Source organism: Pseudoduganella ginsengisoli, assembly GCF_009720865.1.
Classification (GTDB): domain Bacteria; phylum Pseudomonadota; class Gammaproteobacteria; order Burkholderiales; family Burkholderiaceae_D; genus Rugamonas; species Rugamonas ginsengisoli.
In genome coordinates, this window is the sequence record NZ_WNLA01000004.1 from 334306 (window position 1) to 359396 (window position 25091).

General features: G+C 59.3%; 25 protein-coding genes and 6 tRNA genes. 28 read left to right on the forward strand and 3 right to left on the reverse strand.

All coding sequences use genetic code 11. The features are described from left to right. Positions 1 to 38 precede the first annotated feature (38 nt). The 28 genes from GM668_RS09865 to GM668_RS10000 all read left to right on the forward strand — a co-directional run bounded on the left by GM668_RS09865 (position 39) and on the right by GM668_RS10000 (position 20685). Positions 39 to 533 (forward strand): YceD family protein, encoded by a 495-nt coding sequence (locus tag GM668_RS09865; RefSeq protein WP_155438758.1) that lies wholly within the window; start codon positions 39 to 41, stop codon positions 531 to 533. A 207-nt stretch (positions 534 to 740) separates the two neighbouring features. After that, positions 741 to 923, forward strand: a complete 183-nt coding sequence (gene rpmF, locus GM668_RS09870) for a 50S ribosomal protein L32 (RefSeq protein WP_028104096.1) — start codon at positions 741 to 743, stop codon at positions 921 to 923. 148 nt (positions 924 to 1071) lie between these two features. Further along, positions 1072 to 2124 (forward strand): phosphate acyltransferase PlsX, encoded by a 1053-nt coding sequence (gene plsX / locus GM668_RS09875; protein WP_155438759.1) that lies wholly within the window; start codon positions 1072 to 1074, stop codon positions 2122 to 2124. A 135-nt stretch (positions 2125 to 2259) separates the two neighbouring features. Beyond that, entirely contained in the window at positions 2260 to 3246 is a 987-nt protein-coding gene (locus GM668_RS09880; protein WP_155438760.1) for a beta-ketoacyl-ACP synthase III, read from the forward strand. 123 nt (positions 3247 to 3369) lie between these two features. Further along, positions 3370 to 4302 carry an ACP S-malonyltransferase gene (gene fabD / locus GM668_RS09885; RefSeq protein ID WP_155438761.1) on the forward strand — a complete coding sequence of 311 codons (933 nt, stop codon included), beginning with the start codon at positions 3370 to 3372 and terminating at the stop codon, positions 4300 to 4302. Positions 4303 to 4354: 52 nt separating this feature from the next. Continuing rightward, positions 4355 to 5101: a 3-oxoacyl-ACP reductase FabG gene (gene fabG, locus GM668_RS09890; RefSeq protein WP_155438762.1), complete on the forward strand. Its 747-nt coding sequence runs from the start codon at positions 4355 to 4357 to the stop codon at positions 5099 to 5101. 143 nt (positions 5102 to 5244) lie between these two features. Further along, on the forward strand, positions 5245 to 5487 hold the full coding sequence (gene acpP, locus GM668_RS09895) for an acyl carrier protein (protein WP_155438763.1): 243 nt from the start codon (positions 5245 to 5247) through the stop codon (positions 5485 to 5487). A 32-nt stretch (positions 5488 to 5519) separates the two neighbouring features. After that, positions 5520 to 6764 carry a beta-ketoacyl-ACP synthase II gene (gene fabF / locus GM668_RS09900; protein ID WP_155438764.1) on the forward strand — a complete coding sequence of 415 codons (1245 nt, stop codon included), beginning with the start codon at positions 5520 to 5522 and terminating at the stop codon, positions 6762 to 6764. A 234-nt stretch (positions 6765 to 6998) separates the two neighbouring features. Continuing rightward, positions 6999 to 7460, forward strand: coding sequence for a protein YgfX (locus GM668_RS09905; protein WP_155438765.1), 462 nt, complete (start codon positions 6999 to 7001; stop codon positions 7458 to 7460). A gap of 48 nt (positions 7461 to 7508) precedes the next feature. Continuing rightward, complete coding sequence (rpoE, locus tag GM668_RS09910; RefSeq protein ID WP_170305566.1) at positions 7509 to 8105, forward strand: RNA polymerase sigma factor RpoE; 597 nt, start codon at positions 7509 to 7511, stop codon at positions 8103 to 8105. Positions 8106 to 8310: 205 nt separating this feature from the next. After that, the gene (locus GM668_RS09915) at positions 8311 to 9816 is read left to right on the forward strand and encodes a DegQ family serine endoprotease (RefSeq protein ID WP_371868678.1); all 1506 of its coding nucleotides are present in this window, start codon (positions 8311 to 8313) and stop codon (positions 9814 to 9816) included. A gap of 125 nt (positions 9817 to 9941) precedes the next feature. After that, the gene (locus GM668_RS09920; protein WP_155438768.1) at positions 9942 to 10190 is read left to right on the forward strand and encodes a glutaredoxin family protein; all 249 of its coding nucleotides are present in this window, start codon (positions 9942 to 9944) and stop codon (positions 10188 to 10190) included. A 247-nt stretch (positions 10191 to 10437) separates the two neighbouring features. Beyond that, a complete protein-coding gene (gene lepA / locus GM668_RS09925) occupies positions 10438 to 12231 on the forward strand; it encodes a translation elongation factor 4 (RefSeq protein ID WP_155438769.1) in 1794 nt (597 codons plus the stop codon). Continuing rightward, positions 12228 to 13148: a signal peptidase I gene (gene lepB, locus GM668_RS09930; RefSeq protein ID WP_155438770.1), complete on the forward strand. Its 921-nt coding sequence runs from the start codon at positions 12228 to 12230 to the stop codon at positions 13146 to 13148. Before lepA ends, lepB begins: the two co-directional genes overlap by 4 nt. 12 nt (positions 13149 to 13160) lie before the next feature. Beyond that, positions 13161 to 13547, forward strand: coding sequence for a DUF4845 domain-containing protein (locus tag GM668_RS09935; protein WP_155438771.1), 387 nt, complete (start codon positions 13161 to 13163; stop codon positions 13545 to 13547). Positions 13548 to 13553: 6 nt separating this feature from the next. Beyond that, a complete protein-coding gene (gene rnc, locus GM668_RS09940; protein WP_155438772.1) occupies positions 13554 to 14372 on the forward strand; it encodes a ribonuclease III in 819 nt (272 codons plus the stop codon). A gap of 12 nt (positions 14373 to 14384) precedes the next feature. Beyond that, positions 14385 to 15287 (forward strand): GTPase Era, encoded by a 903-nt coding sequence (gene era, locus GM668_RS09945; protein ID WP_155438773.1) that lies wholly within the window; start codon positions 14385 to 14387, stop codon positions 15285 to 15287. A gap of 13 nt (positions 15288 to 15300) precedes the next feature. Continuing rightward, the gene (gene recO / locus GM668_RS09950) at positions 15301 to 16173 is read left to right on the forward strand and encodes a DNA repair protein RecO (RefSeq protein ID WP_155438774.1); all 873 of its coding nucleotides are present in this window, start codon (positions 15301 to 15303) and stop codon (positions 16171 to 16173) included. A gap of 5 nt (positions 16174 to 16178) precedes the next feature. Then, positions 16179 to 16949 (forward strand): pyridoxine 5'-phosphate synthase, encoded by a 771-nt coding sequence (gene pdxJ / locus GM668_RS09955; protein WP_155438775.1) that lies wholly within the window; start codon positions 16179 to 16181, stop codon positions 16947 to 16949. Beyond that, positions 16946 to 17353: a holo-ACP synthase gene (acpS, locus tag GM668_RS09960; protein WP_155438776.1), complete on the forward strand. Its 408-nt coding sequence runs from the start codon at positions 16946 to 16948 to the stop codon at positions 17351 to 17353. The genes pdxJ and acpS overlap by 4 nt, the downstream gene beginning before the upstream one ends. 5 nt (positions 17354 to 17358) lie before the next feature. Continuing rightward, positions 17359 to 19218, forward strand: coding sequence for an excinuclease ABC subunit UvrC (gene uvrC, locus GM668_RS09965; RefSeq protein WP_155438777.1), 1860 nt, complete (start codon positions 17359 to 17361; stop codon positions 19216 to 19218). A gap of 90 nt (positions 19219 to 19308) precedes the next feature. Then, positions 19309 to 19890, forward strand: a complete 582-nt coding sequence (gene pgsA / locus GM668_RS09970; RefSeq protein ID WP_155438778.1) for a CDP-diacylglycerol--glycerol-3-phosphate 3-phosphatidyltransferase — start codon at positions 19309 to 19311, stop codon at positions 19888 to 19890. A gap of 95 nt (positions 19891 to 19985) precedes the next feature. After that, positions 19986 to 20061 (forward strand) — tRNA-Gly (locus GM668_RS09975). A gap of 85 nt (positions 20062 to 20146) precedes the next feature. Beyond that, a tRNA-Gly gene (locus GM668_RS09980) sits at positions 20147 to 20222 on the forward strand. A 53-nt stretch (positions 20223 to 20275) separates the two neighbouring features. Continuing rightward, positions 20276 to 20351 (forward strand) — tRNA-Gly (locus GM668_RS09985). A gap of 29 nt (positions 20352 to 20380) precedes the next feature. Next, positions 20381 to 20456 (forward strand) — tRNA-Gly (locus tag GM668_RS09990). Between the two features lie 28 nt (positions 20457 to 20484). Next, positions 20485 to 20560 (forward strand) — tRNA-Gly (locus GM668_RS09995). A 51-nt stretch (positions 20561 to 20611) separates the two neighbouring features. Further along, positions 20612 to 20685 (forward strand) — tRNA-Cys (locus GM668_RS10000). Between the two features lie 514 nt (positions 20686 to 21199). On the opposite strand, the gene GM668_RS10005 is transcribed toward GM668_RS10000, so the two are convergent. The 3 genes from GM668_RS10005 to GM668_RS10015 form a co-directional block, all read right to left on the reverse strand. Next, positions 21200 to 22831 carry an RHS repeat protein gene (locus GM668_RS10005; protein ID WP_155438779.1) on the reverse strand — a complete coding sequence of 544 codons (1632 nt, stop codon included), beginning with the start codon at positions 22829 to 22831 and terminating at the stop codon, positions 21200 to 21202. 63 nt (positions 22832 to 22894) lie between these two features. Continuing rightward, positions 22895 to 23308, reverse strand: a complete 414-nt coding sequence (locus GM668_RS10010; protein WP_155438780.1) for a hypothetical protein — start codon at positions 23306 to 23308, stop codon at positions 22895 to 22897. A gap of 454 nt (positions 23309 to 23762) precedes the next feature. Beyond that, entirely contained in the window at positions 23763 to 25019 is a 1257-nt protein-coding gene (locus GM668_RS10015) for a cyclic di-GMP phosphodiesterase (RefSeq protein ID WP_371868672.1), read from the reverse strand. Positions 25020 to 25091: the final 72 nt, after the last annotated feature.

The following is a 25091-nucleotide window of genomic DNA, read 5'->3' on the forward strand; positions in this document are numbered from 1 at the left end:
TCCTGCTATTATCGCAGGTTTTCCGGGGAATGCTGCTAATGACTGCCTTTGTGATCGACGCGTTTGAATTTTGTCGGACCAATGGAACCCGCGACGGCGTAACGCCAGTCGCTGACATGACCCGGTTGGCCAAGGAGACTGCGGACGCCTCCGGTGAAATCACCTGGAAAGCAGAAGGGGGCACCAGCAAGCATGGTTTCCCGCAGTTGCGCCTGTCGACCAAGGGTACGGTGCAACTGGTTTGCCAGCGCTGCATGCAGCCGTTTGCTCATGAATTGGAGTCGTCGACCCTGCTGATGCTGGGCAAGGACGATGCAAACGCGGATGAAATCGAAGAGATCATCGACGATGAAACCATCGACGTGATTGTCGGCGCCCGCGAAATGGACTTGATGTACCTGGTGGAAGATGAAGCCCTGCTGGCATTGCCGCACACGGCCAAACACGAGGAATGTCCGGATACGTCGCTGCTCGACTCGTTGAAGTCCGATGCGCAGTCGCCGTTTGCAGGTTTGAAGAACCTGAAAAAATAATCGAATTCAAGTTTGTAGTAGTAAAAAACGTGTCAGACGCGTGCAAGTATCGAGTATTGGCATCGTTGTAGTTGTAGTAGAAGTAAGCGTTGGCAAGTGGCTAAGTTACTAATCGTTTTACTAACCATTTGCCGTAGAGATACTCGATTCGCATGTATTTGCCGGTCGAATGTGTTAGAATCTTAGAACTTTGTATTAGGAGTCATCATGGCAGTTCAACAGAACAAAAAGTCCCCATCGAAGCGTGGCATGCACCGTTCGCACGATTTCCTGGTTGCACCAAACCTGGCAGTCGAGCCAACCACCGGTGAAACGCACCTGCGTCACCACATCAGCCCTAACGGTTTCTACCGTGGCCGTAAAGTGCTGAAGACCAAAAACGACGAGTAATCGGCGTTTTTACCCAGAATAAAGGCGGTGCGACGTGAGCTTGACTGACGTTACGCCGCTTTTTTCTTTTCTTTCGGCTGAATTCCAGCCCGTCATCTGTATCCAGCAGGACTGAACGCAATCCGTTCCGGCCCCGCATCTGTCCCACATGACAATAAAAATATCCATCGACTGCATGGGCGGCGACCACGGCCCGTCTGTCACTATTCCGGCCGCGATTTCCTTTTCCAGGCAAATGCCTGATGTCGAGCTGATCCTGGTCGGCCTGGAAGACGTCATCCGCGCGGAATTGAAAAAACACGGCGCGGATACGCTGCCGCGCATTACGATCCAGCACGCTTCCGAACAGGTGGCCATGGACGACCCGCTCGAGGTTGCCCTGCGCCGTAAAAAAGATTCGTCGATGCGCGTGGCGATCGAGCAAGTCAAAGACGGCAAGGCGCAAGCGGCCGTTTCCGCCGGCAACACCGGCGCGCTGATGGCTGTCTCCCGCTATGTGCTGAAAACCATGGCCGGTGTCGACCGCCCAGCCATTTGCAGTATCTTGCCCAATGAGAAGGGTGGCCCCACCTACATGCTCGACCTGGGCGCCAACGTTGATTGCGAACCGCACCATTTGCACCAGTTCGCCATCATGGGTTCCGTGCTCGTGCACGCAATGGAAGGTATCGACAAGCCCACCATCGGCTTGCTGAACGTGGGCACGGAAGATATCAAAGGCAATGAGCTGGTGAAGGCCACGGCCAAGCTGCTGCAGGCCGATAAAGAGCGCGGCGCACTGAATTACTACGGCAACGTGGAAGGCACGGATATCTTCAAGGGTACTGTGGACCTCGTCGTGTGCGACGGCTTTGTCGGCAACGTGACGTTGAAGGCCATGGAAGGCTTGGGCCACTTCATGAAAACCGTGATAACCACGGAATTCAAGCGCAATTTCCTGACCATGCTGGGCGCCGTGATTGCCGGTGGCGCGCTGAAGGCCATGAAAAACAAATTTAACCCATCCCGCTATAACGGCGCCGGTTTGCTGGGCTTGCGCGGCCTGGTGTTCAAGAGCCATGGCGGGGCTGATGCGTATGCGTTCGAATGGGCGCTGCGCCGGGCGTACGAGGCAGCAAAAAATGACGTGCAGGCTCAGGTGGCGACCATGATCGCTGAACTGATGCCGCGCGGTGCGGAACCAACGCAAGAGCAGGCGTAACGCGGGGATGCCGTTCCAAGGGAGCTGCCGGCGTGAGCGCCGGCTGGGAACGCCTCGCAATACGCCGGCCTGAATATCTGGATACTGGGTGCCGGACCTTTAGGTCGGGCATCCACATAACAGGGATGAAACGGCATGACTTTGTACAGCAAAATTATAGGCACCGGCAGTTATCTGCCTGAAAAACGTGTGACCAACCAAGACCTGGCTGAGCAATTGGCAGCCAAGGGGATCGAGACTTCGGACGACTGGATCGTCAGCCGCAGCGGCATTTCAGCGCGGCACTATGCCGAGCCTGAGCAGAATTCGTCCGACCTGGCGGCCCACGCGGCCCGCAAAGCGCTGGAAATGGCCGGCTTGCAAGCCGACCAGATCGACTTGATCATTGTTGCCAGCTCGACGCCGGACTTCTTCGGCAGCTTCCCCAGCACCGCCTGCATCGTGCAGCGCAAGCTGGGCATGACCAACCACAGTGCGGCAGTCGACGTGCAAGCGGTTTGCAGCGGCTTCGTCTACGCGGTATCGACGGCGGACGCCTTTATCCGCGCCGGCGTGCACAAGAATGTGCTGGTGATAGGCGCCGAAGTGTTTTCCCGCATTTTGAATTTCGAAGACCGCACCACGTGCGTGCTGTTCGGTGACGGCGCGGGCGCCATTGTGCTGAGCGCGTCGGAAGAGCCGGGCATCCTGGCCACGAAATTGCATGCTGATGGCCGCCACTCGGACATCCTCAGTGTGCCAGGCACGCTGGCGGGCGGCGCCGTGGCCGGCAGCTCGTACCTGTACATGGATGGCCAGGCGGTATTCAAGCTGGCCGTAACCGTGCTGGAGCAAGTGGCCAATGAAGCGCTGGAACATGCCGGCATGTCGGCGGAAGAATTGGATTGGCTGATTCCTCACCAGGCCAATATCCGCATCATGAAAGGCACGGCGAAAAAACTGCGCATGCCGGAAGAAAAAATGGTCGTGACCGTGGACCAGCATGGCAATACGTCGGCTGCGTCGATTCCGCTGGCGCTCGATATCGCCGTGCGCGATGGCCGCATCAAGAAAGGCGATAACGTCTTGATGGAAGGCGTTGGCGGTGGCTTCACGTGGGGCGCCGTCCTGGCGCGGATGTGATTTTTGCCACTGGCGCGGTAAAATAGCGATCTCTTTAGAATTAGAGTTCTAAAAGTTGGGATGGTGCGGGGAGTTGTCCTACCATGGCACGCCTTAGCCCTGACCAATTAGAACGAGACAGATATGAGCAAATTTGCATTTGTATTCCCAGGCCAAGGTTCGCAAGCCATTGGCATGATGGATGGTTTCGCGGGCAACCCCGTGGTGGCGCAAACCATTGCGGAAGCATCGGACGCGCTGGGTTTTGATATCGGCAAACTGATGGCCGAAGGTCCGAAAGAAGAGCTGGACCTGACCACCAACACGCAGCCCGTCATGCTGACGGCCGCTGTGGCTGCCTACCGCGCATGGATTGCCGCCGGCGGTCCCGTGCCAACCGTGGTGGCGGGCCACAGCCTGGGTGAATACTCGGCGCTGGTTGCAAGCGGCGTGATCGCCTTCAAGGATGCCGTGCCGCTGGTGCGCTTCCGTGCGCAAGCCATGCAGGAAGCCGTGCCGGTCGGGCAGGGCACGATGGCAGCCATCCTGGGCCTGACCGATGATGACGTGCGTGCAGCGTGCGCTGAAGCGGCTAACGGCGAAGTCGTCGAACCGGTCAACTTCAATGCGCCCGCGCAAGTCGTGATTGCCGGCCACGTTGCCGCCGTTGAGCGCGCCTGCGAACTGGCCAAAGCCAAGGGCGCCAAGCGTGCGCTGAAATTGCCGGTATCGGCGCCATTCCACTCGTCGCTGCTGAAGCCGGCTTCGGACCGCCTGCGCGACTACATGGCCAACATCACGTTCAACGCGCCGCAAATCCCGCTGATCAACAACGTCGATGTCGCCATCGTCAACGATCCGGCCGCCATTAAAGATGCACTGGTGCGCCAGGCTGCGTCGCCAGTGCGCTGGGTGGAAACGATGCAAAAGGTCGCTGCTGACGGCATGACGCAAGTGATCGAATGCGGTCCGGGCAAGGTGTTGATGGGCCTGGCCAAGCGCATCGACGGCAATCTGGTTGGCAGCGCCATCTATGACCAGGCGACGCTGGACAGCATTATTGCAACGTATAAGTAATAACTGGTGCCTGATACCGCAGGTGTCAGGTACCACTGATTAAAGGATAGACATGACTCTGTCGAATCAAGTCGCCCTGGTAACGGGCGCATCGCGCGGCATCGGCAAGGCCATCGCACAAGAACTGGCGCGCCAGGGTGCGCGCGTAATCGGCACGGCAACGACTGAAGCCGGCGCGCAAGCGATTTCCGCCTACCTGGCTGACATCGGCGCCGAAGCCGGACTAGGCATGGTGTTGAACGTTACCGATGCCGCCGCTTGCGCCGCCATCATCGATGACATCGCCAAAACGCACGGCGCCGTCGCCATCCTCGTCAACAATGCGGGCATCACGCAAGACCAGCTGGCCATGCGCATGAAAGATGAAGAGTGGGATAACGTGATCGCCACCAACCTGTCGTCGGTGGGCCGCCTGTCGCGCGCCGTGCTGCGCGGCATGATGAAAGCCAAGGGCGGCCGCATCATCAACATCACGTCCGTCGTGGCGTCGGCCGGCAATCCAGGCCAGATCAATTACGCAGCGGCCAAGGCCGGTGTGGAAGGCATGACGCGCGCGCTGGCCCGTGAAATCGGCAGCCGCAACATCACCGTCAACAGCGTGGCGCCTGGCTTTATCGATACCGATATGACCAAGGCGCTGGGCGATGACCAGCACGCGGCACTGCTGACGCAGATCCCGCTGGGCCGTTTGGGTAAGCCGGAAGACATCGCGGCAGCGGTGGCATTCCTGGCCTCGCCACAGGCCGCTTACATCACGGGCACCACGTTGCACGTGAATGGCGGCATGTATATGAATTGATGGAATTGCGTGGTTTTGAGCACGCAAAGACATCATTTAGTAATGATTTCAGTCTAAATAGCACCACTTGCTGAAATTAGTTTTTCAGCGCGCAAACCTGATAAAATGCGCGCTTTCCGTAACAAACACAATGGAGCCATAACATGTCGGATATCGAACAACGCGTTAAAAAGATCGTCGCTGAACAACTGGGCGTCGCTGAAGCGGACATCAAAAACGAATCGTCCTTCGTTGACGATCTGGGTGCTGACTCGCTGGACACCGTTGAACTGGTGATGGCACTGGAAGACGAGTTCGAAATGGAAATCCCTGACGAACAGGCAGAAAAGATCACCACCGTGCAACAAGCGATCGACTACGCGACCGCGCACGTCAAGGCTGGCTAATCAGCCGACCCGATCCACTCCAGGAGAATCGCTTGAGTTCTAAAAACCGTCGTGTAGTGGTCACCGGCCTCGGCTGCGTGTCTCCCGTCGGCAATTCGATTGCCGAAGCGTGGAGCGCAGTCACTGAGGGTAAATCGGGGATCGCCAACATCACCAAATTTGATGCGCAGCCTTTTTCTACCCACTTCGCTGGTGAAGTAAAGGGCTTCAATATCGAGGATTACATCCCCGGTAAGGAAGCGCGCCATATGGATACGTTTATCCACTTTGGCATGGCGGCCGGCATTCAGGCGGTCCAGGATGCAGGCCTTGTTGTTACCGAAGAAAACGCCGACCGTATCGGCGTGATCATTGGTTCCGGCATCGGTGGCCTGCCGATGATCGAAGAGCAGAAAGCGGATTACGACAAGCGCGGCCCGCGCCGCATTTCGCCGTTCTTCGTGCCTGCGTCGATTATCAACATGATTTCGGGCAATCTGTCCATCAAGTACGGCATGCGTGGTCCTAACCTGTCCATCGTGACAGCGTGCACCACCGGCCTGCACAGCATCGGCGTAGCCGCGCGCCTCATCGAGTACGGCGATGCCGACGTGATGGTGGCCGGCGGCGCGGAATCGACCGTGTCGCCACTGGGCATGGGCGGCTTCGCCTCGGCCCGCGCCCTGTCGACTCGCAACGACGACCCGGCAACCGCATCCCGTCCATGGGACAAGGACCGCGACGGCTTCGTGCTGGGCGAGGGCGCCGGCGTGATGGTGCTGGAAGAGTACGAACATGCGAAAGCCCGTGGCGCCAAGATCTATGCGGAAGTCCATGGCTTCGGCATGACCGCGGACGCCTACCACATGACGTCGCCACTGGAAGACGGTAGCGGCGGCAGCAAGGCTGTGATTGCTGCGCTGAAAAACTCCGGCCTCAACCCAGACCAGGTGCAGTATGTGAACGCCCACGGCACGTCGACCCCGCTGGGCGACCAGGCCGAGGTTGTTGGCATCAAGCGCACCTTCGGCGATCACGCCAAGCAATTGGTTGTCAGCTCGACCAAATCGATGACGGGCCACCTGCTGGGTGGCGCGGGCGGCCTGGAAGCCGTGTTTACGGTCTTGGCGATTCACCACCAGGTGATTCCGCCAACCATCAACATCTTCAACCAGGATCCTGCCTGCGATCTGGACTTCTGCGCCAACGTGGCGCGGGATGCCAAGATCCAGTACGCCGTGAAAAACTCGTTCGGCTTCGGCGGAACGAACGGTAGTTTGGTCTTCGGTAAAATCTAACGGAACTCGAGAAACCGTCGCGCGCGGCGGCAATGCTGGCTGAGAAGCGCAGCTGTACGCAAGTACAGTGAGCATCGCAGGCCGGCAGTGCAACGCGTAGCAGGTTTATCGAGATTCCGGGAACTAATTTGCACCGCCCTGGCCTAACGGTCGGGGCGGGCGCTGAATGGCGCCGGCCAGTCCGGCGCCATTGTCGTTTACGCCCCCACATTTTCCACTTCAACAGGCATAGCCATGGGCATCGCCGTGTCGCTGTTCGTGCGTCCGTCGCGCTGCTTGCGCTGGCTGCAGGCAGGCATGGCCTTGTCCGTCATCATTGCTCCGCTTGCCGCGTGGCCGCCAGACGCGCCGTTGGTCTGGCTGGCTGTACTGGCAGGCTTTGTAGCCTTATGCCACCCGCCTCTGGCGCTCCGAAATGGCAAGGGCTGCCGGCTTGATATATCGAATAACGGCGCCATCCGGCTGGCGGTATACCTGAACCACAGTCCTTGCGCCGCCATGCCGGCGCCCATGCCGCTACAAATGCCGGCGCGATTGCTGCCGGGCGCTGTTTTGTGGCCGTGGCTGCTGGTGTTGCCGCTGCGGCTGGACGATGGCCGCACCGTGCGCTTGCTGGTGTTGCCAGACAGCGTGGCGCCGGGCGCCTTCCGTTCACTGTCGGTGGCATGCCGCGCTTGCGCGGCCAGGGATCTGTGATGCAGTGCCCACCCTGCACAGGCAGCGTGGCTGCAACCAGGGGATGCGGTGACGACAGAACGCGAAAGCGACCAGGAGCTGGTCGGGCGGGCGCAAGCCGGCGATCGCGGCGCTTTCGACGTGCTGGTCATGAAATACCGGCGCCGGCTGATGCGCCTGTTGAAGCGCGCCGTGCGCGATCCATCGGAAACGGAAGACGTGGTGCAGGAAGCCTTTATCAAAGCCTACCGCGCGCTGCCGTATTTCCGGGGCGATGCCGCGTTTTATACGTGGCTGTACCGCATCGCCATCAATACCGCCCGCAACCATGTGGCCAGCGTTGCCTATCGCGTCATGGCGACGGCGGCGCAATCCCGTGAGCAGGCCCATGCGCTGGAAGAACAGCTGCGGGATAACAATACGCCGGAATCCGTGCTGGCCAGCAAACAGATTGCGCTGACCGTCAGCGCGGCCGTGGATGCGTTGCCGCATGAGCTGCGCATCACGATTATCCTGCGCGAACTGGAAGGCTTGAGTTATGAGGATATTGCGTTGGCCACGGATTGCCCCCTCGGCACCGTGCGCAGCCGGATCTTCCGCGCGCGCGAACTGATTGCGGAACGCCTGGCGCCGCTGATCGACAAGGCCGAGCAGGGGCGCTGGTAGGCAAATGCTGCGCAATGGCCAGCACGCATTGCGCGAGAAGCAGCACTGGCTGCTGCGTTAAAAACAGGTGGGACATGTCGCGCATTTGCCCCTTGAAAAAACTTGCACTTTGCAACATCTTGTATGGGCTGCATGTCTGGTTTTCGCTTACCATGTGCCGACCGGACGCACCGTGATTTGAATCCAACATTCAAAAATATCCAAAATTTTCCTGCCAATGAAAACGACTTTCCCGACTGCTACTCGCACTACGTTGTCCGCGCTGATGATCAGCGCAGGTGTCTTGTTCGCTCCCGCCATGGCTGGCCTGGCCCCTGCGGCGCAAGCGGCGTCTTCTTCTGTCGCGGGCTTGCCCGATTTTGCCGACATGGTGGAAAAAGTCGGTCCCGCCGTGGTGAATATCCGTACCACGGAGCGCCTGAAGCTGCAAAATGCGCCAGGCCAGGTGGATGCCGATGAAATGCAGGAATTCCTGCGCCGCTTCTTTGGCGGCCAGATTCCCACGCCGCGCGGCCCGCAAGGCCAGTCGCCGCGTGGCCGCCGCAATGCGCCACAGCAGGGCGATGAAGTGCAGCGCGGCATTGGTTCCGGCTTCATCACGTCGCCGGACGGCTATATCCTCACCAATGCGCACGTGGTCGATGGCGCCGATGAAGTGTATGTGACCTTGACCGACAAGCGTGAATTCAAGGCCAAGGTGCTGGGCGCCGATACCCGTACCGACGTGGCGCTGTTGAAAATCGAAGGCAGCAAGCTGCCCAGCCTGACCATCGGCGATTCCAGCAAGATCCGCGTAGGCGAGTGGGTGGTGGCGATCGGCTCGCCATTCAACCTGGAAAACACCGTCACGGCCGGCATTATTTCCGCCAAGTCGCGCGATACGGGCGATTACCTGCCGCTGATCCAGTCGGACGTGGCCGTCAATCCCGGCAACTCGGGCGGCCCGCTGATCAATATGCGCGGCGAGGTGATCGGCATCAATTCGCAAATCGCCACGTTGTCTGGCGGCTATAACGGCATTTCATTCTCGATTCCCATCGATGAAGCCATGCGCGTGGCGGACCAGCTGAAAAAATCCGGCAAAGTTGCCCGTGGCCGCATCGGCGTGCGCATTGGCGAACTGGGCAAGGAAGTGGCGGAAGCGCTGGGCCTGAAAAACACGCAGGGCGCCGAAGTGACGCTGGTGGAACCGGGCGGCCCTGCCGACAAGGCCGGTATCAAGGCAGGCGACATCATCATTAAATTCAATGGCGTGCCTGTAAACCGTTCCAGCGACTTGCCGCGCATGATAGGCAGCGCGCAACTGGACTCAAAGGCCACTGTCACTGTATGGCGCAAGGGCCAGCAAGTGGATTTGCCGGTCACTGTGGTGGAACTGGATAACGAGAAAACCGCGAAAGCCGGAAGCGTGGACAAGCCGGATGTGGCCAATGCGCTGGGCTTCAAGGTCAGTGACTTGACCGCCGCTCAGAAGAAAGAATTGAGCCTGGATGCTGGCGTGGTGGTGGTGGCAGCGGAAGGCGCCGCGGCACGGGCCGGTCTGCAGGCGGGCGATGTGCTGCTGCAGCTGAATAACATTGAAATCCGCGACGCCAAGCAATTCAATGCCGCCGTGGCCAAGCTCGATCCGAAGAAGTCGCACGTGGTGCTGGTGCGGCGCGGCGACGTGGCGCAATTCGTTTCGCTGCGCCCGGCGCCGTCGTCGAAGTAACCCGCGTCTCGTCATCCTCGCGCACGCCTCGGCGGCCCCGCGAGGATCCATGCTGAGCGCCTGGAAAGGGCGCACTATGGATCCTCGCCTGCGCGGGGATGACAAATTCACCCGACAGGCATCCAATGCACTTCACCCTGTATTCCCGTTCCTACTGCCACCTGTGCCAGGACATGCTGGACGCCCTCAACAAGTTCCAGACGCCGGAGCATCCGTTTACGGTTGACGTGATTGACGTCGATGCGGATGAAGCGCTGGTCGCCCGTTTTGACGAATTGGTGCCGGTTTTATATGCCAATCTTGACGAGCCTGAGCTTTGCCACTATTTTTTGAACGAAGATGCGGTAAAAAGCGTGTTACTGGGCAATAAATAAGTATCCCACTCTGAAAAATCCCCCGCGAAATCACGTTTCGCACACGGGATCCCTTCGAAAACCGGGCTTTCCCCTCTGAAATCCGGTAAAATGCCACCCTTGTAAAGCTCTTGTTTCCGTGCAGACGAAGTAACAAAAGCGCTCACCAGGGGGCCAAAGTGCCCTGACTCGAGCGCTTTTTGTATTGCAAAAAGAAAATATGCCAGTCACCGCCGGGATGGCGGCCGTCCTTTTTTAGATTTGTTTAATGAACAACATACGCAATTTTTCCATCATCGCCCACATCGACCACGGTAAATCGACGCTGGCCGACCGCATCATTCAGCTGTGCGGCGGCTTGTCCGAGCGCGAAATGGAAGCGCAGGTGCTCGATTCGATGGATCTGGAACGCGAGCGCGGCATTACCATCAAGGCGCAGACCGCGGCGCTGAGCTACAAGGCGCGCGATGGCCAGGTGTACAACCTGAACCTGATCGACACGCCGGGCCACGTGGACTTTTCGTACGAAGTGTCCCGCTCGCTGTCCGCCTGCGAAGGCGCGCTGCTGGTGGTCGATGCATCGCAGGGTGTGGAAGCGCAAACCGTTGCGAACTGCTATACGGCGCTGGACCTGGGCGTGGAAGTGGTGCCGGTCTTGAACAAGATCGACTTGCCCAACGCGGATCCGCCCAGCGCCATTGCTGAAATTGAAGACGTGATCGGTATCGAAGCCGGCGACGCCGTGCATTGCTCGGCCAAGACCGGCATGGGCGTCGATGACGTGCTGGAAGCCATTATTGCCAAAGTGCCGCCGCCAAAAGGCGACCCGAATGCACCGCTGCAGGCGCTGATTGTCGACTCGTGGTACGACGCGTATGTCGGCGTGGTGATGCTGGTGCGTGTCGTGAACGGCACCTTGAAGCCAAAAGACAAGATCAAACTGATGGCGACGGATTCCGTGCAGCTGGTGGACGACGTGGGCGTGTTCTCGCCGCGCTCGGTTTCGCTGCCGCAGCTGACGGCCGGCCAGGTCGGTTTCATCATTGCTGGTATTAAAGAACTGGCTGCCGCTAAAGTGGGCGACACGATTACCTTGGCCAACGCACCGGCGCCGGCGCCGCTGCCAGGCTTCAAGGAAGTGCAGCCACAGGTGTTTGCCGGCCTGTTCCCGGTAGAAGCCAACCAGTATGATTCGCTGCGCGATGCGCTGGAAAAGCTGAAGCTCAATGACGCCGCGCTGATGTACGAGCCGGAAGTGTCACAGGCGCTGGGCTTTGGCTTCCGTTGCGGCTTCCTGGGCTTGCTGCACATGGAAATCGTGCAGGAACGTCTGGAGCGCGAATTCGACCAGGACTTGATTACCACGGCGCCGACCGTTGTGTATGAAGTCGTCATGCGCGATGGCACGGTGGTCAAGGTGGATAATCCGTCGCGCATGCCGGAAACCACGAAGATCAATGAAATCCGCGAACCGATCGTCACGGTCAACCTGTACATGCCGCAAGAGTACGTTGGTTCCGTGATCACGCTGTGTATCGCCAAGCGCGGCATCCAGATGGACATGAGCTACCACGGCCGCCAGGTGAAGCTGGTCTATGAAATGCCGATGGGTGAAATCGTGCTGGACTTCTTCGACAAGCTGAAGTCCACGTCGCGCGGCTATGCGTCGATGGATTACGAGTTCAAGGAATACCGTCCATCCGACGTGGTGAAAGTCGACATGCTGATCAACGGCGAAAAAGTCGACGCGCTGGCCATCATCGTGCACCGTTCCAACAGTGCCTACCGTGGCCGCCAGGTGGCCGCGAAAATGCGTGAACTGATTCCGCGCCAAATGTTCGACGTGGCGATTCAGGCAGCCATTGGCGTCAACGTGATTTCCCGTGAAAACGTGAAAGCACTGCGCAAGAACGTGCTGGCCAAGTGCTACGGTGGCGACATTACCCGCAAAAAGAAACTGCTGGAAAAACAGAAAGCCGGTAAAAAACGCATGAAGCAGGTGGGGTCGGTGGAGATTCCACAAGAAGCCTTCCTGGCCATCTTACAAGTGGAAGAGAAATGACCTTGCAAAGTCTGCTGACGAACTTCGCCCTGATCCTGTTCATCCTGATGGTGATCACGGGCGTGATCTGGTGCCTGGACGTGTTTTATCTGGCCAAGCAGCGCCGTGCCGCCGCCGACCGCGCGCTGGCGGAATACGACGCCCGCACGGCCAAGCTGACGGCCGACGGCATCAAGCTGGACAACACCACCAGCCGCGCGGAAATCGAAGCGGCCAATATGCGCCAGCCAACGTGGGTGGAGTACTCGGGCTCGTTCTTCCCCGTGATTGCCCTCGTGTTTTTCCTGCGTTCGTTCCTATATGAACCATTCAAGATCCCGTCGATGTCGATGGTGCCGACCCTGCAAGTGGGCGACCTGATCCTCGTGAACAAGTTCACGTATGGCATCCGCCTGCCGATTTTGAATAAAAAAGTCGTGCAACTGAATGATCCGCAGCGTGGCGACGTGATGGTGTTCAAGTATCCGCGCGATATGAGCCAGGATTACATCAAGCGCGTCATCGGCGTGCCGGGCGATAAAATCACCTATGAAAACAAGCGTTTGACTGTCAACGGCAAGCCGGTGGAATACACGCCGCTGGAAGATTACCTGAACGAAGAAAGCCTCACGTATTCGAAACAGTTCAAGGAAAACTTGACGGGGGTGGAACACCGCGTGATTGTCACGGAAGCGGCGCCGACGGTGAACTTGTCGGATGTGAAAGATTTCCCGCATAGCGAAGCGTGCACTTATCGCTACGAAGGCTTTACGTGTGTTGTGCCTGCCGGCAATTACTTTATGATGGGCGATAACCGCGATAACAGCGCGGACAGCCGTTACTGGGGCTTCGTCCCGGACAAAAATATTGTCGGTAAAGCATTCTTTGTCTGGATGAACCTCGGCAACCCATTGAAGCGGATTGGTAGCATCCAATAAGGAGAAGGCAAGATGCGTGGCAAGCACAAGCAGCAAGGTATTTCCCTGGTTGGCCTGATTTTGGCCATTGCCGTGCTCAGCATGGTTGGCTTGCTGGCCGCAAAAATCTTGCCCACGTATTCGGAATACCGCGCGATCCAGGGGGCCATCGCCAAAGCCAAGGCGGATGGCACAACCCCGGCGGAAATCATTACGTCGTTTAATAAAAGCGCGGAAGTGGGCTATATCTCGTCAATTACCGGCAAAGACTTGCTGATTGAACGCGAAGAAGGCGGCCTGGAAGTTTCCTTCGCCTACGATAAGAAAATCCCGCTGGTCGGACCGGCCAGTTTGTTGCTGGAATATACCGGCACCACATCGAAATCGGGGCAAGCCGCCGCCAAGCCCAAAACAGAATAAAACCCCATGAATTTACAGTTATTGCAAACCCGTCTCGGCTACACCTTTCAAACCGACGCCTTGCTGTTGCAGGCGTTGACGCACCGTAGCCACAGCAGTTTGCATAACGAACGCCTGGAATTCCTCGGCGATTCCATTTTGAATTGCGTGGTGGCGTCGATTTTGTACGAGCGCTACCTGAACGTCGATGAAGGCGATTTGTCGCGCCTACGCGCCAACCTCGTCAAGCAGCAGTCGCTGTATGAAATCGCGCAAAAGCTGGAATTGTCGCAATTCCTGCGCCTGGGCGAAGGCGAATTGAAATCGGGCGGTTTCCGCCGCCCATCCATCCTGGCCGACACGCTGGAAGCCATCCTGGGCGCAATTTTCCTGGACACGGGATTTGATAGCGCCGCCAAGGTCATCCGCGCGTTTTATATCCCCATCCTCGACAGCGTCGATCCCCGCACCTTGGGCAAAGATGCGAAAACCTTGCTGCAGGAATTCTTGCAGGCGAAGAAGATTTCGCTGCCGCAGTACAATGTGGTGGCGACCCATGGCGCCGCGCACAGCCAGGAATTTGAAATCGAATGCCTGGTGCCGAAACTGGGCATCCAAGTCTATGGCCGTGGCGGCAGCCGCCGTGCCGGCGAACAAGCTGCCGCCAAACTGGCGCTGGAAGTCGCGGAACAGGCGATGCAAAAGACGCCCACGGCAAGCCGCAAGCCGCGCCAGCGTGGCGCCCAGTTGAAGCTGGCCGGCATCGCGACGATACAAGGGCAATCGGATCAACCCGGCGATCAGGCAGCCGCAGTGGCGAAAGACGGCAAGGCAGTCAAACAGTAAAAGAAGGTCAACATGAACACCCCAACCACCTCCGCTCCTTTCCGTTGCGGCTATATCGCCATTGTCGGCCGCCCCAACGTGGGCAAGTCCACCTTGATGAATATGCTGATCGGCGCCAAGGTCAGCATCACGTCGCGCAAGGCGCAAACGACGCGCCACCGCATCACGGGCATCCAGACAGTCGATGACGCGCAATTCATTTACGTCGACACGCCGGGCTTCCAGACGCGCCACGCGAATGCGCTGAACAAGACGCTGAACAAGACCGTCACCAATACGCTCGATTCGTCGGACGTGATCCTGTACGTGATCGAGGCCGGTACGTTCGGCCCCGCTGACGAGCAGGTGCTGAACCTGCTGCCGAAGCAGGTGCCGGTGATTTTGGTCATCAACAAATCCGACCGCACCAAGGATAAAGCCGTGCTGCTGCCGTTCGCGCAGCAAGTGGCGGCTAAGCATGATTTCGCGGCCGTGGTGCCGGTGTCGGCCAAGCTGAAATTCCAGCTCGATGGCCTGCAAGACGAAATCAAGCGCCTGTTGCCGGAGAACGCGCCTGTCTTTGACGCGGACGATATTACCGACCGCAGCGAAAAATTCCTCGCGTCGGAAATCGTGCGGGAAAAACTGTTCCGCTTCGTCGGCGATGAATTGCCGTACAAGAGCACGGTCATCATTGAGAAATTCGAGCAGGAAGGCAATTTGCGGCGCATCTTTGCCGCCATTCTCGTGGAGCGCGATTCGCACAAATCCATGGTGATCGGCAACAAGGGCGCCCGTTTGAAAGACGTGTCCACGCAAGCCCGCCAGGATATGGAAAAACTGTTTGGCGGCCCCGTGTACCTGGAAATCTGGGTCAAAGTGAAATCCGGCTGGGCCGACAACGAAGCGGGCCTGCGCGCATACGGCTACGAGTAATCCCATCGCCACGATGTCCACCATAGCCGAGCCTGCCGTGTCACTCCCGGAATCAGACCCCGGAAGCGGCACGGCAGGCTCGTCTGTTTTGCCAGCGGCCGGGCCGGCTGCACCGCCAGCCGTCGCCGCTCCCGTACAAAAGCGCGCCCGCACGCCAAGCCGGGAGCGCACCATTGGCACCCGCGTGGCAGGCCAGCCTGCGTTCGTGCTGCACAGCTATCCGTATAAAGAAACCAGCCTGATCGTTGACATGCTGACGCGCGACTATGGCCGCGTGGCCCTGATCGCGAAAGGCGCCAAGCGTCCCCATTCGCAATTGCGCGGCGTGCTGCAAACGTTCCAGCCGTTATCGGCCAGCTGGACCGGCAAGAATGAATTGCGCACCCTCACCGACGCGGAGTGGGTGGGCGGCATGCTGCCGCTGGAAAAGACCGCGCTGCTGTGCGGCTTTTATTTGAACGAATTACTGGTGAAATTGCTGGCGCGCGACGACGCGCATCCCGCACTGTTCAACCATTACGTGTCCACCCTGAACCAGCTGGCGCATAATGAACCGGCGCCCATCGTGCTGCGCAAGTTCGAGCGCGCGCTGTTGAAGGAAACCGGTGTCGCGGCGGACCTCACGCATTGCACTGGCACGCGCGCCAAAGTGAAAGCCGGGCAGGTATATGTGGTGGACCCGGAGCGCGGTCCCCGTCCCGAACAGGCCCATGACACGTGGCCGCGCGTAACGGGCAAGACTTTGCTCGATATGGAGCGCGAAGATTACCAAGACACTGCGACGCAGGCGCAAAGCAAACAATTGATGCGTTTCCTGCTGGCGCATCACCTGGGCGGCGCGCCCCTGAACACGCGCCAGATATTGATCGACCTCTCACAAATTTGACGACCATGAGCTTCCTCTATCCATCCGGCCCGGTGATCGACCTGGGCGTGAACATCGACCACGTGGCCACCTTGCGCAATGCGCGCGGCACCGTCTATCCAGACCCGATCCGTACAGCGCTGCTGGCTGAGCAGGCCGGCGCCGACTGCATCACGCTGCACCTGCGCGAAGACCGCCGCCACATCAAGGATGCCGACGTCATTGCGCTGGCGCCGCAACTGGTCACGCGCATGAACCTGGAGGCGGCCGTCACCAGCGAAATGCTGGACTTCGCGTGCAAGATCAAGCCTGCCGACGTGTGCCTGGTGCCGGAAAAGCGCACGGAAGTCACGACCGAAGGCGGACTTGATGTGGTGGGCCATTTCGCCGACGTGAAGGCGGCTGTCAGGCAATTGCAGGCCGAAGGCATCCGCGTCAGCCTGTTCATCGATGCGGATGAACAGCAAATCGCTGCCGCCGCGGAAGCCGGCGCGCCAGTGATCGAACTGCATACGGGCGCGTATGCGGATGCGGAAGGCGCGGAACAGTTGAAGGAACTGGAACGCGTCAAAGCCGGCGTGGCGTGGGGCTTGCAAAAAGGCTTGAAGGTCAATGCCGGCCACGGCCTGCACTACACCAACGTGCAGGCAATTGCCGCCATCCCCGGCATCGTGGAATTGAACATTGGCCACGCCATCGTCGCACACTCCGTGTTCGTCGGCTGGGAAAACGCCGTGCGTGAAATGAAGGCCATTATGACAGCGACGCGTTTAGGCACGGGCGTGGGCGCCAAATGATCTTCGGCATCGGCACCGATATATGCCAGATCGCACGCATCGGCCAGTCGGCCGAGCGCACTGGCCTGCGGTTCGTGGAAAAGGTGCTGGGGCCGGAAGAACTGGAGCAATACCGGCTGCGCGGCGAGCGCAGTCCGGAGCGCGCCGTGCGCTACCTGGCCACGCGCTGGGCCGCGAAGGAAGCGCTGGGCAAGGCGCTGGGCACGGGCGTGGTGCCGCCGATGACCTTGGCGTCGGCGCAAGTATTGAACGATGCGGCCGGCAAGCCGGCCTTTGTGTTCAGCGGCGCGCTGGCCGGGCATATGCGGCAACAACGGCTGTCGGCGCAAGTCACCGTCAGCGATGAGGCGGATTATGCGGTGGCCTTTGTCATCGTTGAGCAGTCGCAGCAGGAAACGTTATAAACAGTATGAACGACGAAGTCAGCAAACAGGATGCACGCGGCGAGGTATTGGCCACCGTCGCGAAATTGCCCAATTTGCCGGGCGTGTACCGCTACTTTGATGCGGCCGACAACGTGCTGTATGTGGGCAAGGCGCGCGACTTGAAGAAGCGTGTATCGAGCTATTTCCAGAAGACGCTGTCGAGTCCCCGCATTGCCATGATGGTCGAGCGCATCGCGCGCCTGGAAACCACGGTCACGCGCAGCGAAGCGGAAGCGCTGATCCTGGAAAATAACCTGATCAAGGCGCTGCAGCCGCGCTTCAACATCCTGTTCCGCGATGACAAATCGTATCCGTATTTGAAAATCACCAGCGGCGATGCGCCGCGCATGGTGTATTACCGCGGCGCCGTCGATAAAAAGAACCAGTACTTCGGCCCATTCCCGAATTCGTGGGCGGTCAAAGAATCCATGCAGATTTTGCAGAAGGTGTTCCAGATCCGCACCTGCGAAGACAGCGTGTATTCGAACCGTACGCGCCCGTGTTTGCTGCACCAGATCGGCCGCTGCAGCGCGCCGTGCGTGGGCGCCATCACGGTGGAAGACTACAAGCTGGACGTCGACAATGCGGCGCGCTTCCTGCGCGGCCGGCAGACGGAAGTACTGGCCGACCTGGAAAAGAAAATGCTGGGCTTTGCATCGGAATTGAAATTCGAGCAGGCGGCCGGCGTGCGCAACCAGATCCAGTCGCTGTCGAAAGTGCTGCACCAGCAAAGCATGGAAACCACGGGCGATGCCGACATCGACATCATTGCCGTCATTGTGCAGGGCGGCCGCGCGTGCGTGAACCTGGCCATGGTGCGCGGTGGCCGCCACCTGGGCGACCGCGCGTATTTCCCGTCGCACCTGGGCGATGCGGCGGCCGTAGCAGAAGCGGCGCCGGAAGTGGAAGTGCTGTCGGCTTTCCTGGTCCAGCACTACACGGAAAAATTCATTCCCGGCACACTGATCCTCAACATTGAATACGACCAGCCGGAATTGATGCTGGCGCTGCAGGAACAGTGCGGCCACCGCATCAACCTGATTTTCCAGCCGCAAGGGCAGCGCCGCCAGTGGCTGGAACTGGCGCAAAAGGGCGGCGAGATCGCACTGGCGCGCCTGCTGTCGGAACAGGGCTCACAGCAATCGCGCACGCGCGCGCTGGCCGATGCATTGAACCTGGAAGCGGACGACCTGGAAACGCTGCGCATCGAATGCTTCGACATCTCGCACACGCAGGGCGAAGCCACGCAGGCGTCGTGCGTGGTGTTCCATCACCACCAGATGCAGAACGGTGAATACCGCCGCTACAACATCAATGACATCACGCCGGGCGATGATTACGCCGCCATGCGCCAGGTGCTGACGCGCCGCTATGAAAAGGTGGCGTCGTCGGAAGGCGTCATGCCGGATGTGGTGCTGGTCGACGGCGGCAAGGGTCAGGTGGAAATGGCAAGGCAAGTGTTTTCGGAGCTGGGTCTCGACATCAGCCTGATTGTCGGCGTGGCGAAAGGCGAGGGCAGGCGCGTGGGCCTGGAAACCTTGATCTTTGCCGATGGCCGCGCGCCGCAGGAATTGGGCAAGGAGTCGGCCGCGCTGATGCTGGTGGCGCAAATCCGCGACGAGGCGCACCGCTTCGCCATTACCGGCATGCGCGCCAAGCGCGCCAAGGCGCGCCAGACGTCGCGGCTGGAAGAGATTGAAGGTATCGGCGCCAAGCGCCGCCAGAAGCTGTTGACGCGTTTTGGCGGCTTGCGCGGCGTGATGAATGCCAGCGTCGAGGATTTGAAATCCGTGGAAGGGATTTCCAGCGCATTGGCAGAAGAGATTTACCGCCAGCTGCATTGAGCACGCTGCGCACGCTTGCTGGTGCTAAGTCAGGTTGCAAGGTAGACTAGCGGCGCGTCTATAACAATTATTAAGTTTCTACCGCAGTCTATGCCTTTCAATATTCCCATTCTGTTGACCTGGTTGCGCGTTGCGTTGATTCCCCTGGTAGTCGGCGTGTACTTCCTGCCGCAAGCATGGCTGCCGCTGGCCGACCGCAATCTGGCGGCGACCCTCGTGTTCATTGTGGCGGCCGTTACTGACTGGTTTGACGGCTTCCTCGCGCGCCGCTGGAACCAGACCTCCGCGTTCGGTGCGTTCCTCGATCCCGTTGCGGACAAGTTGATGGTGGCGGGCGCCTTGCTGGTGCTGACGCAGCTGGACCGCTGCAATGCCATCCTGGCGTTCATCATCATTGGCCGCGAAATCACGATTTCCGCGCTGCGCGAATGGATGGCGCAAATCGGCGCATCGAAGTCGGTGGCGGTTAACTCCATCGGCAAGATCAAAACCGCTGCGCAAATGACGGCGATCCCGCTGTTGCTGTACCACGACATCCTGTTCGGCGCCGTCGATACCCAGTTCTGGGGCGACAAGCTGCTGTGGATTGCCAGCGTGCTGACGGTATGGTCGATGTTCTACTACCTGCAAAAAGCGTGGCCATTGATCAAAGAGAAAAGTGGCAATCTTTGAGAAATTGAAATAAATCGTTTACTTCGCCTTGACAGGTTTTTTCCAGGCTCTATAATGCCTGCCTGTTGTTGATGACAACGCGCAGTAAGAACGAAGCGGGAGTAGCTCAGTTGGTAGAGCGCAACCTTGCCAAGGTTGAGGTCGAGAGTTCGAGACTCTTCTCCCGCTCCAGTTAAATGTGCGAAGTTGGAAACGATGTTGTAGAAACAAGCTCTGGTCAAACAAGAATGTTTCTGCGATAATGCAGGGCTCCGATGCGGGAGTAGCTCAGTTGGTAGAGCGCAACCTTGCCAAGGTTGAGGTCGAGAGTTCGAGACTCTTCTCCCGCTCCAGTCGAAAGATTGCTGAAGTCGGATAGTTGTAGAAGTAAATAGTAAGGCTCCATGCGGGAGTAGCTCAGTTGGTAGAGCGCAACCTTGCCAAGGTTGAGGTCGAGAGTTCGAGACTCTTCTCCCGCTCCAAGTTTTACGGCGTAGTACATGACTCCAATGCGGGAGTAGCTCAGTTGGTAGAGCGCAACCTTGCCAAGGTTGAGGTCGAGAGTTCGAGACTCTTCTCCCGCTCCAGGTTTTCATGCGTAGTACACAACTCCATGCGGGAGTAGCTCAGTTGGTAGAGCGCAACCTTGCCAAGGTTGAGGTCGAGAGTTCGAGACTCTTCTCCCGCTCCAGAATTCCGAACGGCAGACAGTAACCGGCTGCCGTTTCAGTCAAGTCTCCCTGGCGAGGTAGCAAAGCGGTTATGCAGCGGCCTGCAAAGCCGTCTAGACGGGTTCGACTCCCGTCCTCGCCTCCAGAATCTCTAAGAGAATCAAGAAGTTAGCCCGCCATGATGCGGGCTTTTTCTTGTGCGCCCAGCATGGGCGCACTCATGTGGGTGAAAGTCCCGCCGCAAGCTGACCACAGCGAGCGAAGTGACGCGCAACTGCAGAAGGGTGACCGACTGTGGGGAGGAAGCGTGGAGCGAAACTGCGAGCCGATGAACAAGAACCGGATAGGAGGCGCTGCCAAGCAGGGCGAGCGGGCATGAAACCGCAAAGCTCTCGGGGTCAAAGCGTAGCGGCGTAAATCCGGCGGTTGTGCAGGGAAGGAGTGCGTTCTTACCTTGGGGAGATCTCGCCTCATGCCTGAAAAGGCGATGTTGGTAAAACCGAGCGAGAAGTCAGCAGAGGCCGTAGTAGCTGTTTTTTTTAGCGAAGGGCCGTGATCTTGCCCCGGCATTTCCGGACACAGCCTATCGCTTAATTAGCGCCGATCTGAACTCGGCGCATTAGCTCTTCCCGCAACCGCATTTGCTCCGCTATTTCGTTTCATCGTCTGGCTTCACTGAACGATTCATTGTGGTTGTCGCTCGATCCCACCAGCTCGCCGTTGGCCAGCAGGATGTGGGTGGCATTGTTGGCCGCCAGGTTCAGGCGCTTTTCCAGCAGCTGGCCGTCGACACTGTAGGCCAGGGTGGTTTTACTGGCATCCTTGCCGCCCTTGTCGACCCGCGCCAGGTTGTTGCCGGCATAGGTTTTGGTGGTGGCCAGCATGGTGCTTTTCGGCGCGCCCACCGTGGTTTTGTCGTCGCGCCAGGCATCGCCGTGTTTGTTGTAATAAATGTTGGTCCACGACGTGCGGCTGGCGATGGGATCGTTGCCGGTGTAGACCGCATAAAAGGTGTTGTTGCCGAGCCGGTCGTAGGCGGCCGCGTAGCAGGTCAAAGGATTGCCGACGGTGTAGTGCACATAGTCGACGTCGTACTGGAAGGCGCCGCCGGCGTCGCGCACGCGCTGGCGCAGCAGGTGGCCACCGGCGTCATAGGCGTTGACGCGGCGCTCGCCGCCGTCCAGCGCCTCGACGGTGCGGCCGGCGCCATCGTAGCGGCGCGAGGCCACCAGCTTGCCGTCGCGGTACACCGACTGCAAGCGTGCCTGGGCATCGTACTGGTAGGTTTCCGTGGCGCCGTCAATCATGTCTTCGACACGGTTGCCCATGGCGTCGTAGCGGATGCGGTGGCTGCTGACGGTCTGGAAGGACGGGTCGTCGCCGTCCTGGTAGGCCTGGCGTGGCCGGTAGGACTGGTATTGATGGGTCATGGTGTCGACCGTCGCGGTGCTGCCATCTTCGCGGTTCATGCGGTCGAAATGGTTGACGACATCGATATCCTTGACGTCGCCGGCATCGGTGGTATAGCGCACGTGCTGCCAGGTGCGGTTGCCGTTCTGGTCGAAGCGGTATTGCACCGCATAGCTGGCACCGCGGATGCCGGTGGCGTCGATGGCGGCCAGGCGGTTGGCGCGGTCATAGGTGTTGGTCTGGTTTTGCAGCAGGCGGCCGTCGGCCACGGTTTTTTCCATGGTGCGGTTGCCGGCCAGGTCATAGCCGTAGGTGGCGACAGTGTGCACGCCGCCCAGGGTTTGGTCGACCTGGCTCAGGCGGCCGGTGGCGTGGTCGTAACGGTAGTCGGTGCGCTCGCGCGACGAGCGCGCGGTAGCAAGCTGGCCGGCCGACGTGTAGGTGTAGCGGGTGGTAACGTCCTCCAGGTCGGTGTGGCTGAGCACGTGGCCGAAGGCATCCACACACCACGTCAGCGTGCCGCCTTCGGCGTCTACGACGCTCAGCCGGTGGCCGAAATTGTCGTAGCTCATGCGGGTGGTATTGCCGAAGGCATCGCGGGTGGCGGCGACGTTGCCGGCCGCGTCGTAACGCACCGCACTGGTGACGGTGGCGGCCTGGGCGGTGTTGGACGAGGCCACCGTGGTCTGGATGCGGCGGCCCAGCTCGTCATAGCGGTAGAGGGTTTCCTGGGCGGCAAAGCCGGTTTGGATCACGCCCATATCGTCCCGGCTGGTCGCGCCAAGGCGGTGCAGCTGGTCGTCGGCCTGGTAGATGGCGGTGGCGGCGCTGGTGGTTTTCAGCAGGTGGCCCAGGCGGTCGTAGGCATAACCGGTGCGCACGCTGGCGTCGCTGTTCTGTGTGTCGTTGCTGGTGTAGACCGCATAAAAGGTGTTGTTGCCGAGTCATCTGCGCATGGTGCCTGTTAAGACTTCAAACCCAACCTTTTCGTACCAAGTCAGTAACTCACCACTACCGAGGTCGAAAGTGCCCATATATTTCATTCGCCAAATTCCTTTTTGTTCGTCGAATGCACCAATGAATTTTCCTATATTAGCTTCGTCATCTCCCTTTGAGTGCCAAGCTATGGAAACTGCTCCTGCTCGCCAGCCAAAGCAATCTAAGACAGGAGGCCAGTTGAATGTTCCAAGAAAACTGGCAACTCGTAGACAGAGAGTACCCCTCCAAGGAAACTCTATCCAAGTTTCACCATTATCACGACTATTCTGCAACTTATCGGAAGTCAATTTCAACAATTCAAGTTGATTGCGTCGACATTCCAAAGACAAACCACTTGGCAAAAAGAACGGTCTATTCAAGACAAACTCCTTCATCTTATCGGTTGCCGTAGTAGGTGTCAGTCAAGCGGGCTGCCACCCATCCACCTGCCATCCCACCGCCTACAGTCCCAGCCAATGAACCAACCAAGTAAACAGCTCCAGCATATCCCCCAATTACTGCTCCCACCGGCGAAGCTAGCAACAAGCCAGCCGCGGAAAACAGGGCTTGCAGGTATTTGCCAACGGCAGCAGATCCGCCGGTATGAATCTGCAGACCTGCAGGGAGCTGGTAGCGGCCATGCGCACTGTACGCTTCGCTGGAACAGGCCGGTGCAGCGCTGCGCAACGACGACGTCGAAATGTTTCAGCGTGCCGCGCACAGCGTGGATGACCCGTGGCTGGATCTGCCTGGCCTGGAGACGGCCGGCAGCGCCATGGCGGCCCGCCGGGCTGGCCGGGCACTCGCGGATCGGCGGTAGGCGGATCGGGCCGGTCAGATGAATTCCACTTCGCCCGACCAGTAGCGGTCGATATCCTCCAGCCCCCAGGTGGCCGCCTCTTCGGTCGACGCGATGCCATCTTTGACGCCCGGTGCCGACAGGTCGATGAGTTCCGGGCGCAGGTAGCTGCGCGATTTGGCGGAGTAAAAGACCCGCACCTTGGGCTTGGTTAGGGGCTTGCCGGTGGCTTGCTCCACCACCACGCCGATCCGCTCCGATTTCAGGCGGACCAGCGTACCGATCGGATAGATGCCCAGGCATTTGACAAAGGCGGCGAAGATGCGTTCGTCAAAATGGCCCTTGCTCCATTCCGCCATGCGGCGCAACGATTCGGCCGGACACCAGCCTTGCTTGTACGGACGGTTCGAGGTGATGGCATCGTAGACGTCGCAGATCGCGCCCATGCGCGAGTACAGGCTGATGCTGCCGCCTTTCAACCCTTCGGGGTAGCCGCTGCCATCGATTTTCTCGTGGTGGTGCAGGCAGACATCAAGCGCCGCCGCCGGGATCATGGGCAGGCTGGCCAGCATGTCGTAGCCAGCCTTGGGGTGGCGCTTGATCTGCTGGTATTCCTCGTCGGAGAGCTTGCCCGGCTTTTGCAGGATGGTGAGGGGAATCGCCATCTTGCCAATGTCGTGCAACAGTCCGGCCATGCCCGCTTCGCGCAATGCGTCATCGTCCAGGTTCAGCTGTTTCCCCAGCGCCACCATCAGCGCGCACACCGCGACGGAATGCATGTAGGTATAGTCATCCGATGTCTTCAGCCGGGCCAGGCCGATCATGGCGTCGGAGTTGCGCAGTACCGACTCGGCAATTTCATCGACCAGCGGCGCCGCGGCCTCCATGGAAATGGCCTTGCCCATGCGCGCTTCCATGAACATCGACTGTACCGCCTCCCTGGATTTTTTCAGCAGGACGGTCGCGTGTTCCAATTCATCGGCAATGCCGACCGGCACGATGGCGTTCAGCGCTGGCCGGACGGCGGGGGGCGGGGCGGGTTCAGTTATGGCTGCGGGTTCGGCGGGCGGCGCCGGCGCGTCCGCCGAGCCGGCGGGTGAGACTACAATGGTGCTTTTGGCCAGATTGATCCAGACTTCGCGGATGGTGCTGGCACGCAGCTTGTTCAGATCGTCTACGTTGTCGAGCAAGAGTTGCCGCTGCCAGAATGGCGATGCGAGCCACGGCCCCGCCATTTTTTCAATATACATACCAAGTTGCAATTCGGCGACGGGAAGTTTTATGAGATTCACGATCAGGTCCCAATGACAGGCCGGCAGTCCGGATGGGCGCCAGGGCGGATTGCTGTTGCCAGGGCGACCAGC

What these genes read in the sequence shown, in the direction of transcription:
- rpmF (WP_028104096.1), top strand. Translation starts at nt 741, where the DNA reads ATGGCAGTTCAACAGAACAAAAAGTCCCCATCGAAGCGTGGCATGCAC.
- lepA (WP_155438769.1), top strand. Translation starts at nt 10,438, where the DNA reads ATGAACAACATACGCAATTTTTCCATCATCGCCCACATCGACCACGGT.
- GM668_RS09905 (WP_155438765.1), top strand. Translation starts at nt 6,999, where the DNA reads ATGGGCATCGCCGTGTCGCTGTTCGTGCGTCCGTCGCGCTGCTTGCGC.
- acpP (WP_155438763.1), top strand. Translation starts at nt 5,245, where the DNA reads ATGTCGGATATCGAACAACGCGTTAAAAAGATCGTCGCTGAACAACTG.
- GM668_RS09935 (WP_155438771.1), top strand. Translation starts at nt 13,161, where the DNA reads ATGCGTGGCAAGCACAAGCAGCAAGGTATTTCCCTGGTTGGCCTGATT.
- GM668_RS09880 (WP_155438760.1), top strand. Translation starts at nt 2,260, where the DNA reads ATGACTTTGTACAGCAAAATTATAGGCACCGGCAGTTATCTGCCTGAA.
- GM668_RS09920 (WP_155438768.1), top strand. Translation starts at nt 9,942, where the DNA reads ATGCACTTCACCCTGTATTCCCGTTCCTACTGCCACCTGTGCCAGGAC.
- pdxJ (WP_155438775.1), top strand. Translation starts at nt 16,179, where the DNA reads ATGAGCTTCCTCTATCCATCCGGCCCGGTGATCGACCTGGGCGTGAAC.
- plsX (WP_155438759.1), top strand. Translation starts at nt 1,072, where the DNA reads ATGACAATAAAAATATCCATCGACTGCATGGGCGGCGACCACGGCCCG.
- lepB (WP_155438770.1), top strand. Translation starts at nt 12,228, where the DNA reads ATGACCTTGCAAAGTCTGCTGACGAACTTCGCCCTGATCCTGTTCATC.
- recO (WP_155438774.1), top strand. Translation starts at nt 15,301, where the DNA reads ATGTCCACCATAGCCGAGCCTGCCGTGTCACTCCCGGAATCAGACCCC.
- fabD (WP_155438761.1), top strand. Translation starts at nt 3,370, where the DNA reads ATGAGCAAATTTGCATTTGTATTCCCAGGCCAAGGTTCGCAAGCCATT.
- era (WP_155438773.1), top strand. Translation starts at nt 14,385, where the DNA reads ATGAACACCCCAACCACCTCCGCTCCTTTCCGTTGCGGCTATATCGCC.
- pgsA (WP_155438778.1), top strand. Translation starts at nt 19,309, where the DNA reads ATGCCTTTCAATATTCCCATTCTGTTGACCTGGTTGCGCGTTGCGTTG.
- acpS (WP_155438776.1), top strand. Translation starts at nt 16,946, where the DNA reads ATGATCTTCGGCATCGGCACCGATATATGCCAGATCGCACGCATCGGC.
- GM668_RS09865 (WP_155438758.1), top strand. Translation starts at nt 39, where the DNA reads ATGACTGCCTTTGTGATCGACGCGTTTGAATTTTGTCGGACCAATGGA.
- rnc (WP_155438772.1), top strand. Translation starts at nt 13,554, where the DNA reads ATGAATTTACAGTTATTGCAAACCCGTCTCGGCTACACCTTTCAAACC.
- uvrC (WP_155438777.1), top strand. Translation starts at nt 17,359, where the DNA reads ATGAACGACGAAGTCAGCAAACAGGATGCACGCGGCGAGGTATTGGCC.
- fabG (WP_155438762.1), top strand. Translation starts at nt 4,355, where the DNA reads ATGACTCTGTCGAATCAAGTCGCCCTGGTAACGGGCGCATCGCGCGGC.